A 12,819-nucleotide genomic window follows, 5' to 3' on the forward strand; every position below is an offset into this window, starting at 1 on the left:
TGTGTCGCTGCTGCCTTAAGTGCATTTATGGCTAATCCCGCTTATTCAGCCGAAAAAGTGGAAAAGGCCATCGATTTACCGGTAGTGATTAAACCAGCGCCGAAAAATACGGCACCGCAGCCTTATCGTCCGGTAGCTGGCGTAACGCCTGAACTGGCGCAGGTTGTCGTCTATTATCCGCAGGGCACCGTTCCTGCGACAGTCTATGTGGACCGCGAGCTGCAGTCGGTGCTGTTGCCAGGCCAGTTTACCGTCCTGTGTGCCGCACCCGGTGCGCACACGGTGGAATCCTGGTTCAACGACCAGCCGACCTATCAGGGCAAACAAAACCCGCAGCAGCAGCTCAATACCGAAAGTGCTCAAACCTATTTTATTCAGGTGAACCCAGGCACTACGGGAAATACGGCGGCGCTGGAGGAACGCGCGCGCGCGGAATCACTTCTGAAAAATATGCATAAGCAGACCAGGATTATTAATCGAGCCTCGCAGGTCAAACCCTGTGATTACGTTAATAATACCGGCATAGTGCTTATTCAGGAGCAGGTACTGTTCCGCTTTGCCGCAAGCAACACGGTGGGCATTTTTGCGGAATCTCGCCAGAAGTTGGATGAGGTAGTGAAATTTATCCGCCAGGCGAATAACGTTCGTGAAATTCAGATTATTGGTTATACCGATGCGATTGGTAGCCGTGAAGCCAACCAGCGTCTCTCTGAAGCGCGTGCGAATACGGTTCGTTCGTTATTGATTGAGAAAGGTATTAAGCCAGAGCTTATTAATAACACAGTTGGACAGGGGGTAGCACAAACCGCTGAAGGTTGTGGAACCAGTGCCACCCAGCAAGCGGCGGGTTGTAACGTTAATAGCCGTCGTGTAGAAATTTTAGTGAAAAGCCACTAATTATGCCTAAAGAAAATACGGATCGCAGCGATGCTTTCCGTATTTTTTTGCAGAAGCGAGGAAGGGTTAACGGCGATTATGCACACTGGGGTTCGAAAGCAAGAGGGCTGGCGCTGCTGTAGTATTTTTTCTTCTCCCTGATAATCTCGTTCTCGATTGACTCCCGGATGATCTCGCCACAGGAATATATTTTTTTCAACGAGTTAAAACCCAGTTGCTTCATAATATTATTGGTATAGGTGTAGGTTGTTTTAGGTTTAATGTTGTGCACGAGGCTAATGTCATCAATGGTGTAACCCGCAATCATCAGCTTCAACACACAAAACTCCATATGCGTCAGTTCGATGTATTTGTTAACTACCTTGCTTTTGCTGGGGTGACGCTGGGCATGCATTTTTTTGATGATCTCATCGTTCGTAAGATTATTTATGTTTACAAGACGATGCCTGAAATGGGAACAAATGCAGGAAAACAGTGTGGGAAAAATATCCGAATGATAGGCGATAATAACTTCTGATATGGTTGCATTATGCGCTTTTTTTCGAAGAGAGATCAGCCAGTGGAAGTAAATGATATTACTGTATATCGAGTCAGGTAAAACTAAATATAGGGTAAAAAAAGAGCCCCTCCTGACCTCTTTAGTCCAGGAAAAAAGATTCTGTTGATTGTCAAAAGAGATGACTTTCTCTTTCCTGAATGTTTCTGAAAGCAAATGATGTAGACCGATATTGCTAAACTGACATCGTGATAAAATAACTTTAGACGTATCCATTGGTATTCCTTTGGTTAACTTGAATGGAAGGAGTCCATCTTCGTAATGTTGCATACCGACAGACAGGTACTACGGTATGAATATATTTATATTTTACACGACATGAATAAACTATTAATTAAGAACACTCCTTCAGTAAATGGGAATTGTTAACCTCGCAGGAATGTAATTTCACGCTGACATTAATGTAAGAAAGCGATGTTTTCAACCAGGAATAATCCACATATCCAGGACAGGCAAAACATGTGATGGTTATAATTTTATAAATAATGGCTTGCTGGATTTCTTCCTTACGGGAAGCATGTCGTTTGGCCGATTAATTAAAGAGAGTGTCGTTGTACAGGGATGACATTGTGAAAAGCATGAAAAAAATCGCGGTTCTGTTTATTTTAAGTTCTACCTTACTTCTTGCCGGCTGCCAGATCGCGCCGGGCAGCCATATCGATACCTCCGGAAAAAAAGTGGTTCATTCGCAGGAGAATAAGCAGAGCGAGCTGGATATTCATGTTTATCCCGTCACACCTGCGCTGATAGCGCAGCTGCGGGAAAACGTGGCTGTTGCCCAGGGCAATGCAGAGCTAAACAAGCGCCTGGAGGCGTATGAATACCGTATTGGTGTTGGCGACATTATTATGGTGACCGTTTGGGAACATCCGGAACTCACCACTCCATCAGGACAGTATCGAAGCGCCAGCGATACGGGAAACTGGGTACATTCAGACGGAACTATTTTTTATCCCTACATCGGGAAAGTTGTCGTGAAGGATAAAACGGTGACGGAAGTCAGAGAGATGATTACCGGGCATCTGGCGAAATATATTGAGTCTCCTCAGGTGGAAGTGGGGATTGCTGCGTTCCGTTCACAGAAGGTCACGGTATCGGGTGAGGTAAACCAGTCTGGCCAGCAGCCTATTACTAACGTGCCGCTGACGATTATTGATGCAGTAAACCAGGCCGGTGGCCTGACGGAAAATGCCGACTGGAGCAATGTGGTATTAACCCAGGGGGGCAAAAAGTCGACAATTTCGCTTCAGGCCCTCATGCAGTATGGCGATTTACAGCAGAATAAATTGCTTTATCCGGGCGATATTCTCTATGTCCCACGCAATGACGATTTAAAAGTGTTTGTCATGGGGGATGTTGTTAAGCAGAGCACCATGAAAATGGATCGCTCAGGCATGACGCTGACGGAAGCGCTGGGGAATGCTGAGGGGATGAATCAGCTAACCAGCGATGCCAGTGGGATATTCGTGATCCGTTCTGAGGCCAAATCAGAAGACGTAAACGAGAAACGTGCGGCGATCTACCAGCTCGACGCGCGAGATGCTACTGCACTGGTACTTGGAACAGAATTTAAGCTCAAGCCTTACGACATTGTCTATGTGACATCCGCACCAGTTGCGCGCTGGAACAGGGTCATTAACCAGCTAATGCCGACCATTACGGGTATCTACAGCCTGACGGAAACGACTCGCTTTGTGAGAAACTGGGGAAATTAATCGTGAAGGGGCACTATAACGCCATCCTGGTGGTTTGCACGGGCAATATATGTCGTTCTCCGGCGGGAGAACGAATATTGCGTTCCTGCTTGCCGGAAATGATGGTGGACTCCGCCGGGATTTCAGCACTATCGGGTGAATGTGCCGATCCCGTTATTCTGCAAACCGCCCGGAATTATGGATTTTCTCTGGAAGGGCATATCGCACGTCAGCTCACCCCAGCGATGTGCCGTGAGTACGATCTTATCCTGACGATGGAGAAGAATCATATTGAAGCGGTAACCCGGATGGCCATGGAGGCCAGGGGGAAAACGTTTTTATTCGGCTACTGACTTCAGCAGCTCGAAATTGCCGACCCGTACCGCCGGGGACGTGAAATATCAGATTTGATTTTTAAACAACTTTTATCCTCTGCTGAAGAATGGGTAAAGGTTTTTCAGCAGATTGAATAAGTAAGGCTGATTACCGTATGAATAACAGATACGTTAGCAACGATCCTCCCGATTATCTCCAGCGCGGGGAGGAGATTGATCTTGTCCATATCCTCAAGGTTTTATTTTATAGCAAAGTGTGGATAGCGGCCACGACTCTCCTGTTTATTGTGTGCGGCATTATTATTGCTAACACTTTGACGCCCATTTACAAAAGTGATGCGTTAATTCAGGTTGAGAAAAACCCTTCTCTGGGAATATTAAGCAAGCTGTCCCCTGTGCTACCTGAGGGGGCAGGGGTAAGTTCTGAATCAGAAGTGTCGTTAATAAAATCACGCCTGGTGATTGGAAAAACGGTGCGCGATTTAGGGCTGGATATCGTCACGACTGAAAAAACCTATCCTGTAGCCAACGGCCTATTGCAATGTCTGTTCGGTCATCAACCGGCGAAAATTGCGATTGCCTATCTTTCCGTACCGGAACCGTATATCAATCAGCCCCTGAAGCTGGACATGGTTCAGTCTGGAGGCTTCGTATTATATGTCGGAGAGTCCATTGTTGAGGGCAAAGTCGGTGTGCCTGTCCACACTGACGACGTTGATTTCCTGATTGACAGCGCTCAGCTCACTGAAAATACTTCATTTATTATTATAAAGCGCAACGAGTATTCTGTCATCGAAGAAATAAAGGAGAGACTCTCCATTGATACCAAATCGGGTGGGAACGGCATGTTACATTTGAGCATGACTGGCCCCGAACCGGTGATTATCAGCAAAATACTCGATAATATAGCACATAACTACCTGGCTCAGGACGTTGCGCGGAAGTCAGAAGAGGCCAGTAAAAGCCTGGCTTTTTTAAATAAACAGTTACTGCAAATCAAAAGTAATCTGATAGAGGCTGAAAGTAAACTTAATGAATTTCGGAAGAATAATGAGTCTGTTGACTTATCATTAGAAGCGAAATTTATTCTGGATAATGTTGTTGCTATTGACACTCAACTTAATGAACTGACGTTCAAGGAAGCAGAAATCTCCAAGCTGTATAAACGAACGCACCCTGCGTATAAAGCATTGTCAGAGAAAAAAGCGATTCTTGTTGCAGAAAAAGAGAAGCTCAACCAGCGAATTAGCGCGATGCCCAGCACGCAGCAAGAGATCCTGAGTATGACCCGCGATGTGCAGATGGGTAATGACATTTATCTGGTTTTACTGAATAAACAGCATGAATTAAATATCAGTAAGGCCAGTACGCTGGGCAACGTGCGTATTATCGATCGCGCGGTAACGCAGCTGAAGCCGGTCAAACCTAAAAAGCTGCTGATTGTTATTCTGTCAGCCATGCTCGGTTTCCTTTTCTCATCGGGGATCATCCTTGTTCGCAACATGCTGATAAAAGGGATCAGGCAGCCGGCGGAACTTGAGATGCGCGATATTCCAGTGTATGCGGTTGTTCCCCTCGCTCCGGAGTTGACGAAGCGCAGACGGTGCCGTGCGATCCCGACGTATCAGTCTGATGAGCTGCTGGCAAATTCAGCCCCAACGTCGCTTGCGATAGAGGCGCTGAGAGGGCTTCGTACCAGTCTCCATTTCGCCATGCTTAAAGCCGGTAATAACATATTAATGATCTCCGGCACCTCTCCTGGGGTAGGGAAGTCATTTGTCTGCTCCAACCTGGCTGTCCTGATGGCTCAGGCGGGAACACGGGCATTGTTGATTGACTGCGATTTACGCAGAGGATATTTGCATCGCATTTTCTCAAAGACCGAGAGCAGAGCCGGCCTGGCTGATTTCTTAACGGAAGGCGGCAATATCGAAAGCGTTATTCAGAAAACCGAATATTCAGGAGTGGATTTTATCGGCCGCGGGCGCATGGTCACTCACCCGGCGGAACTCATCATGACGGATAATTTTGCAGAGTTGATAAGGGCATGCTCAACGTTGTACGACGTGGTAATCGTTGATACCCCTCCCATCCTGAGCGTAACGGACGCAGCGATTATAGGAAGATATGCATCGACTTCCCTGATGGTGGTGCGGTTCGAACAAAACTCGATAAAAGAAGTGGAGGCGGGACTGCGCCGCTTTGAACAAAATGATGTTGCCATTCAGGGTACGATATTTAACGGTGTAGAAAAAAGGGCTGCTGAGTCTTACACCTATGGTGATTATTCTTATCAGGATTAGCGCATTGTTTTTAATAAAGGATGAGTCATTAAGGCAACAGGAAGTCTACTATTCCTAATGTCAAATGACTTGTTCCTAATCAAAAGTGCCGAATAAGTGGTGTAGTCTGAATGCCATTCCAGATCAAAAATGACAAAATTAATCTTAATTACGCGCTTGAGTCTAAATTAACGAAAAGGTAGGGAACCCCAGGAGGTCAATGATCATAGGAAGTGAAGATTTTATTTAGAGTGGCGAAATTATAATTCCTAGAGAATGTAATGATTCCGTAATAAAGAGTAGGTAATAATGAAAAGTAATAAGAATAATGTCTTTCAATTAGAACTGAAGTGGCACCCTGTTGCCGCTTCAGTTCTGCTCGCTCTGCCGTTTGTTGCGCACACTGCAGAGATCAGCATGAAGAACGGTGTCGTTTCTTCTGTCGGCAACGTGCCTGTTATCAACATTAATAAAGCCAACGATAAGGGGCTTTCACATAATGTGTATGACAAGCTAAACGTAGATAAGAACGGTCTTATCTTTAATAACAGCGTTGGGGGTGCGAATACAACCCTGGCGGGCCAGATTCAGGGGAACAGCAACCTGACCTCCGGTGCAGCAAAAGTTATTCTGAACGAAGTCACTTCTAAAAATGCCTCTGCAATTAACGGCATGATGGAAGTTGCGGGTGATAAAGCCGATTTAATCATTGCCAACCCGAACGGAATTACCGTTAACGGCGGTGGTTCTATTAACACCAGTAAGCTGACCCTGACTACCGGTACGCCAGATATTCAGAACGATGCGTTAGCCGGTTATTCTGTGAATGGTGGAACCATTACGCTGGGTAAACTGAACAACTCCAGCCCGACCGAAATTCTGTCCCGCAACGTTGTGGTGAACGGTAAAGTCACCGCCAACGAGCTGAACGTTGTTGCCGGCAATAACTACGTTGATGCAGCAGGCCAGGTGACCGGTTCGGTAACGGCCGCCGGAACGCGCAATGCTAACAGCATTGACGTTGCTGCTCTGGGCGGTATGTATGCCAATAAAATTAACCTCATCAGCACCGAGAGCGGTGTGGGCGTGCGTAACCAGGGCGTTATTGCTGGCGGCATCGGCGGCGTAAATATTGACGCTAACGGTCAGCTGCTGAACAACAATGCGCGCATTGAATCCTCTGGTCAGATCAATATTAAAACCAAGGGTGCACTGAACAACACCACCGGGGATATTACTTCCGTCGGTACCATTGCGCTGGACACCAATAAAAATAGCCTCAACAACAGCCGTTCGGGCAATATTTCGACCATGGCAGACCTCTATGTAAATAGCGGTGCTATCGACAATACCAACGGAAAGATTGCGGCTGCAGGCATGCTGGCGGTAGATACCAATAACAATACCTTAACCAACTATGGAAAAGGTGTTGCTGTAGGGATTGAAGCCGGAATTGTTGCGTTAAAAACCGGCACCCTGAATAACAGCAACGGCCAGATCCTCGGCGGATACGTTGGCCTTGAGTCTGCTTCGGTAAATAACAACAGCGGTATGGTTGACTCTCTGGGCGATGTGAACGTCGTCAGCGGCGGTAACGTTGATAACAACCGCGGCATGCTCCGTTCTGCCGGTGGTTTCACCAAGATTGCAGCCAAAGGTACCGTTAATAACGGTTCAACCAAAACGGCAGATACCGCCAGCGATGACTCTTTAGGCATTATTGCCGAGAAGGGCGTGCAGATTGCAGCGAACAGCATCAACAACAACGGTGGGCAGATGGCGTCGAATGGCGATATCTCCCTGGAAAGCGCCGGCGCTATTGATAACTACTCTGGCAAGCTTAACTCCAACAGCAAAGTGATTGCTAAAGCGGCCTCCCTGCGTAACGACAACGGCGGTGTTGCAGGCCGTACCGGCGTGAGCGCGGCGGTTGGCGGCAATATCACCAACTACATCGGCGTCTTCAGCTCTGAAGAAGGTGATGTTGCCCTGGCGTCGAATGCCCTGAACAACCGCGGTGGCTTCATTATGGGACAGAACGTCTCCATTAATACCAACGCTGGTGTGAACAACAACACGGCATTTATTGTAGCCAATAAGGTTCTGTCCGTAACGGCCGGCGACAATATTGAAAACCGCTACGCTGATGATTTCGGCACTGCCTTCGGTACCTACTTCGGTATGCCGCAGCAAAATGGTGGAATGGTCGGCAAGCAGGGCGTTTCGCTGTCTGGCAACTACATCTACAACAGCCAAAGCCGTATCGTTTCGGAGGACGGTCCGCTCACAATTCTGGCGAAAGGTACCATCGACAACAGCCGCGCGTTACTGGTGAGCGGTGGAGATGCAACCATCAAAGCTGGCGGTACGTTGAACAACAACTACTCGACCATCTACAGCATGGGTAATATGGCGATCGACGCCAACAGCCTGAGCAACTACAGCGATGGCGCGCTCGAAGATAACGATGCAACGGGCGTTATTGCGGCTGATAAAAACCTGACCATGAACGTGAAGGGCAGCCTGACCAACTACGGCTGGATCAGCAGTCTGGGTGATGCCATCGTCAACATTCTGAACGGCTCTTTCACTAACCGTAATACCGTTTCTGCCGAGAAATCACTGACGGTTTCCGCGCTGACCGGTATCGACAACCTGAAAGATATCGCTGCTGGCGAGCATCTGGTGGTGAACAGCCAGCGTGGCGTGACCAACAGCTCCAACAGCAACATGGTTGGCGATAAGGTTACGATCTCCGCGGGCTATGACATCAATAACCGTGGGAATATCGTTGCTGACAGCAGCCTGGCAATGAGCGCGAAAGGCAATATCTATAACGATCTGAATATGATCAGCTATGGCGATGCGACCTTAAGTGCCAATACCATTGATAACAACTCGCGCAAAATCAAAGCGGTCGGTGATTTAACGCTGACTGCCGCAGGGAATGTTAACAACAGCCGCGGTGAAATCAGCGCTGAGGCTGGCGACGTGACCATTACTGCTGGTGGTACGGTTGATAACTACTACGGTCAGATCCTGTCCGGTAGCGACATTGCCCTGAAAGCCAACCGACTGAACAACGATTACGGTCAGGTTGCCGCCTACGGCAATATCGATCTGGCTCTGACGGGTAATTTCGACAGCAACCGTGGCTCTGTCCTTTCTCAGACTGGTGACATCAAACTGGCTGCCAACACCGTTGACAACAATAACGGTTTGATTGCTGGTAAGAACGTTACCGTCGATGCAAAAGGCACCGTGTACAACAACACCGCCATGATCGTAGCTGATAAGAAGCTCTCTGTTACTGCGGCAGGGAATATTGAAAACCGTGACGGTAACAACTTTGTTCGTAATCACGGCGAAACCTTCGGTGTGACGGGCGATGTTGGCGGCATGATTGGTCGTCAAGGCGCGTCGCTTTCCGGTCAGAACGTCTACAACAACAACAGCAGCATCATCGCGGATGAAGGTGCGCTGAGCGTACTGTCTAATGGGACGCTGGATAATACGCGTGCAATGCTGGTGAGCGGCGCGGATGCCGTCATCAAAGCAGCGGGAACGTTCTATAACAACTATGCAACCACCTGGAGTGCGGGCAACCTTGACGTCACCGCAGGTACGCTGAATAACTACAGCGACGGCAGCATGGAGAACAACACCGCGACCGGCGTTATCGCGTCAGATAAGACTCTGAATCTGACCGTTGATAACAACGTCACCAACTATGGCTGGATCAGCGGTAAAGGCGATCTGAACTTCAACGTCCTGAAAGGTGCACTGACTAACCGCAATGCCATCTCTTCAGGTAATGCATTGGCAATTAATGCCGCAAACGGTGTTGAGAACTATAAAGACATCGTAGGCGTCACCAGCGCAAAAATTGATACTCAGCGTCATGTCACCAATAACGCCAACAGCAATATCCTCGCGCAGAATATCGCGATTAATGCCGGTACCGACATTAACAACCGCGGTAATATCGTGAGCGATTATACCCTGCTGGTGAAAACGGCAGGCAATATTTATAACTACCTGAATATGGTGAGTTATGGTGTTGCCGGTATCACCGTCAACAACTTGACTAACAGCGGTAGCAGCGCCGTGTTCGGCGGTCTGTCTGGTATGGAACTTAATGCAAATAAAGTCACTAATACCGGCGACGTTGTAGGTCTGTAATTTATAAGGTGTAACAAAAGGCAGCAGCTATCGCCTGATAGCGCAAAGTCAGAACGAGACCCTGCTGCCTTTTTTTCTGAGAAAGTTAATGGAATCGCGATTTAAATTTTTACCGCTATTGTTGCTGTTGAGTTTTCACGCCTTCGCTGAAGATGGCATAAACAATCTTATCAAACAGCAGCAAAATGCCGATCTGAATACTTTCAAAGAGCAAAAGGTTTATCGGCAGGACGTTTATTCCAGCACCGAGCGTAAAGTATTCAGGCTGAATGATTTACCGCAAGAAGAGAACTGCTTTACGATTACGTCGCTCGTTCTTAAAAATGATTTTCTACAGCGTAAGACCGACAGGGCCATTAAAAAAGAGATCCTGGGCCGCTGTGTAGGCAGTATTGGCGTGGTAAAAATTGCCGCGGCGCTGCAGGACTTTTATATTGATGCGGGTTACATCACGACCCGAATTACGATCCCAACGCAAAACATTTCGTCCGGCACGCTGAAGCTTGACGTGAGCGCAGGGAAAATTGAAAAGATTATTATCGACAGTAGCGACATTAATCCGTGGATGCTGCCTTTTGCGAAAGAAGACATCCTGAATATTCGCGATATCGAGCAAGGGCTGGAAAACCTCCAGCAGGAGCCGGGCGTTGACGTCAAAATCAACATCGAACCGGGTACAAGGCAGGGCTATAGCACGATTCACATCCGCACCAACCGCGTGAAAAACTGGAGCGTGCGCGCGAGCTATAACAACTGGGGGGTTAAAGAGACGGGGCAATACCTGACCTCTGCGGTGGGCTACCTGTATAACATCGCCCGGTTCAGTGACCTGTTTTATCTGGCGGGAACAAAAAGCACAAACGGCCGCTATGAAAGTGTGAGTGGTTACTACGCGCTGCCGGTAGGCTACTGGAACTATTCTCTGTTCTACAGCACCAGCAGGTCGCGTCAGACCATACCGCTTTTCTACACCAGCGTAGACTATGCGGGTAAAAGCGATTACGCAAACGTCAAAGCATCGCGCACGCTGTATCGGGATAAAACCCGTAAGGTGAGCGGCAGTGCAGAGCTGATACGCCGGAAATCAGGCTATACCGTTGATGGCGAAGCGCTGGTCTTACAGAAGCGTGATATGGATAACGTTAAGGTTGGCGTTAACTATAAGCAACAGTTAGTGAATGCTCACTGGGACTCCTCACTCTCCTGGCAGCGTTTTTTAACCTGGTTCGGGGCAGAACATACGCCCGATATGGTCTACGGCGACGTCAGTTCCGTTAGCCAGCTGGTGAACGTTGAAAGCAACTACACCCGCCAGCTCGGCAGCAGCGTGTATAGCGCCTTTTTTTTGGCGCAATACGCACCGCGTGAGCTGACGCTTCAGGATCAGATGACGATAGGCGATCGCTGGAGCGTGCGCGGGTTTGAAAACAGCGTTGGCCTTACCGGAAACAGCGGATACTTTCTGCAAAATACGTTTTATCATCCGGTGCGTGGAATTGACGCTAATTATTATTTAGGCGTTGACGCGGGTCACATAAGACGAGACAGCCAGTATGGCCAGGAAATTATCATCGGCAGCACGCTCGGTATTCAGGGGAACGTGAAGAGCCTGGCATATGATTCGTCCATCTCAATGCCGATAAAATTCCCCGGCAGCATGGACGTGAACAAATTTAATTTTAATCTGAATATTTCTTATCAGCTCTGAACAGGGAAGCATGACACATGCGTATCGGCACGGACATCGTGGAGGTTTCGCGAATAAAGCGGGCGATAACAAACTGGCAAAATGATTTTTTACAGCGCGTCTTTACCCAGCAGGAAAATATAAAAATTAACCGGGAAGATCCGAACTATGAACGCGCCTCGGGCTTCTGGGCGGCAAAAGAGGCGATGGTTAAAGCGCTTGGTTGTGGATATCGCGACGGGATTACGTTTAAAGATATTGAAATTAGCCATGACGAACTGGGCTGCCCTCATTTCATTTTTTCCGGGCGAGTCAAAGAGATGCTTGACGACAAGCAGCTCAAGAATGCCTCGCTCAGTATTTCGCATTGTCAGAATTATGCGACTGCCGTTGTCATACTTTATTAACCTAATTATTTGTGAATATTATGTATCAATATAACGATCTGAAGGCAAAGACGGTTCTGGTTACCGGAGCCAGCGGTGATATTGGTCTGGCGATCTGTGCGAAGTTTCTCGATCAGGACTGCGATGTGTATGCGCTGTACAAATCGAATGCCGTGCAGTTAACGGAGCTGAAAGAGACGCATCCTGCCGGGAACAAGCTGTCGATTATTCAGTGCGATCTTGCCGATCCGCAGAGCGTTTCTGCGCTCTGTGCTCATCTGACGCAAGCTGCCGGAAAGCTGGACGTGCTGGTCAACAATGCCGGCATTGTCAAAGACAGCCTCTTCGCCTCGATGAGCTTTGATGATTTTAGTCAGGTAGTAGACACCAACCTGTTCAGTATTTTCCGCCTGACCAAAGAGGCACTAATGCTGCTGCGTTCGGCGGAAAGCCCGGCCATCATCAACGTGGCGTCCATTGCGGCCATTATCCCAAGCGTCGGGCAGGCGAACTACAGTGCCTCAAAAGGGGCGATCCTCGGATTTACCCGTACGCTGGCAGCCGAGCTGGCGCCGTACGGCGTGCGCGTTAACGCCATTGCGCCGGGAATGATTGAATCCAAAATGGTCAAAAAAGTTTCCCGCACGGTAGTGCGCGGCGTTACCGCGTCTATTCCATTGCGCCGGCTGGGTAAATGCGACGAAGTGGCGAACACCGTCGTTTACTTAGGATCGACAGCGTCCAGTTACATTGTGGGCCAAACCATCGTTATCGATGGCGGCCTGGTGATGCGGTGAGTT

Annotated in this window: 8 protein-coding genes and 1 pseudogene; 8 read left to right on the forward strand and 1 reads right to left on the reverse strand. The window is 48.4% G+C overall.

Going from position 1 to position 12,819, the window contains the following annotated elements; all coding sequences use genetic code 11:
• The first annotated feature begins 27 nt into the window (after window positions 1-27).
• Entirely contained in the window at window positions 28-897 is an 870-nt protein-coding gene (locus BFV63_RS04280; RefSeq protein WP_223237575.1) for an OmpA family protein, read from the forward strand.
• A gap of 76 nt (window positions 898-973) precedes the next feature.
• On the opposite strand, the gene BFV63_RS04285 is transcribed toward BFV63_RS04280, so the two are convergent.
• Window positions 974-1,669: a helix-turn-helix transcriptional regulator gene (locus BFV63_RS04285; RefSeq protein WP_023315445.1), complete on the reverse strand. Its 696-nt coding sequence runs from the start codon at window positions 1,667-1,669 to the stop codon at window positions 974-976.
• Between the two features lie 362 nt (window positions 1,670-2,031).
• Here BFV63_RS04285 and BFV63_RS04290 point away from each other — a divergent pair, with 362 nt between their 5' ends.
• The 7 genes and pseudogenes from BFV63_RS04290 (at window position 2,032) to BFV63_RS04320 (ending at window position 12,816) form a co-directional block, all read left to right on the forward strand.
• Window positions 2,032-3,168: a polysaccharide export protein gene (locus BFV63_RS04290; RefSeq protein WP_023315446.1), complete on the forward strand. Its 1,137-nt coding sequence runs from the start codon at window positions 2,032-2,034 to the stop codon at window positions 3,166-3,168.
• A pseudogene (locus tag BFV63_RS04295) lies at window positions 3,168-3,620 on the forward strand (arsenate reductase/protein-tyrosine-phosphatase family protein). Before BFV63_RS04290 ends, BFV63_RS04295 begins: the two are co-directional and overlap by 1 nt.
• A 17-nt stretch (window positions 3,621-3,637) precedes the next feature.
• Complete coding sequence (locus BFV63_RS04300; RefSeq protein WP_048241356.1) at window positions 3,638-5,785, forward strand: polysaccharide biosynthesis tyrosine autokinase; 2,148 nt, start codon at window positions 3,638-3,640, stop codon at window positions 5,783-5,785.
• Window positions 5,786-6,073: 288 nt separating this feature from the next.
• Window positions 6,074-9,946, forward strand: a complete 3,873-nt coding sequence (locus tag BFV63_RS04305; protein ID WP_023315449.1) for a two-partner secretion domain-containing protein — start codon at window positions 6,074-6,076, stop codon at window positions 9,944-9,946.
• A gap of 88 nt (window positions 9,947-10,034) precedes the next feature.
• Window positions 10,035-11,654, forward strand: coding sequence for a ShlB/FhaC/HecB family hemolysin secretion/activation protein (locus BFV63_RS04310; RefSeq protein WP_057059466.1), 1,620 nt, complete (start codon window positions 10,035-10,037; stop codon window positions 11,652-11,654).
• A gap of 17 nt (window positions 11,655-11,671) precedes the next feature.
• The gene (gene acpS, locus BFV63_RS04315) at window positions 11,672-12,040 is read left to right on the forward strand and encodes a holo-ACP synthase (RefSeq protein WP_023315451.1); all 369 of its coding nucleotides are present in this window, start codon (window positions 11,672-11,674) and stop codon (window positions 12,038-12,040) included.
• 20 nt (window positions 12,041-12,060) lie between these two features.
• Window positions 12,061-12,816, forward strand: coding sequence for an SDR family oxidoreductase (locus BFV63_RS04320; protein ID WP_023315452.1), 756 nt, complete (start codon window positions 12,061-12,063; stop codon window positions 12,814-12,816).
• The last annotated feature ends 3 nt before the right edge of the window (window positions 12,817-12,819 follow it).

This window comes from Enterobacter hormaechei subsp. xiangfangensis (genome assembly GCF_001729785.1).
Classification (GTDB): Bacteria; Pseudomonadota; Gammaproteobacteria; order Enterobacterales; family Enterobacteriaceae; genus Enterobacter; species Enterobacter hormaechei_C.

What these genes read in the sequence shown, in the direction of transcription:
- BFV63_RS04280 (WP_223237575.1), top strand. Translation starts at nt 28, where the DNA reads ATGGCTAATCCCGCTTATTCAGCCGAAAAAGTGGAAAAGGCCATCGAT.
- BFV63_RS04285 (WP_023315445.1), bottom strand. Translation starts at nt 1,669, where the DNA reads ATGGATACGTCTAAAGTTATTTTATCACGATGTCAGTTTAGCAATATC.
- BFV63_RS04290 (WP_023315446.1), top strand. Translation starts at nt 2,032, where the DNA reads ATGAAAAAAATCGCGGTTCTGTTTATTTTAAGTTCTACCTTACTTCTT.
- BFV63_RS04300 (WP_048241356.1), top strand. Translation starts at nt 3,638, where the DNA reads ATGAATAACAGATACGTTAGCAACGATCCTCCCGATTATCTCCAGCGC.
- BFV63_RS04305 (WP_023315449.1), top strand. Translation starts at nt 6,074, where the DNA reads ATGAAAAGTAATAAGAATAATGTCTTTCAATTAGAACTGAAGTGGCAC.
- BFV63_RS04310 (WP_057059466.1), top strand. Translation starts at nt 10,035, where the DNA reads ATGGAATCGCGATTTAAATTTTTACCGCTATTGTTGCTGTTGAGTTTT.
- acpS (WP_023315451.1), top strand. Translation starts at nt 11,672, where the DNA reads ATGCGTATCGGCACGGACATCGTGGAGGTTTCGCGAATAAAGCGGGCG.
- BFV63_RS04320 (WP_023315452.1), top strand. Translation starts at nt 12,061, where the DNA reads ATGTATCAATATAACGATCTGAAGGCAAAGACGGTTCTGGTTACCGGA.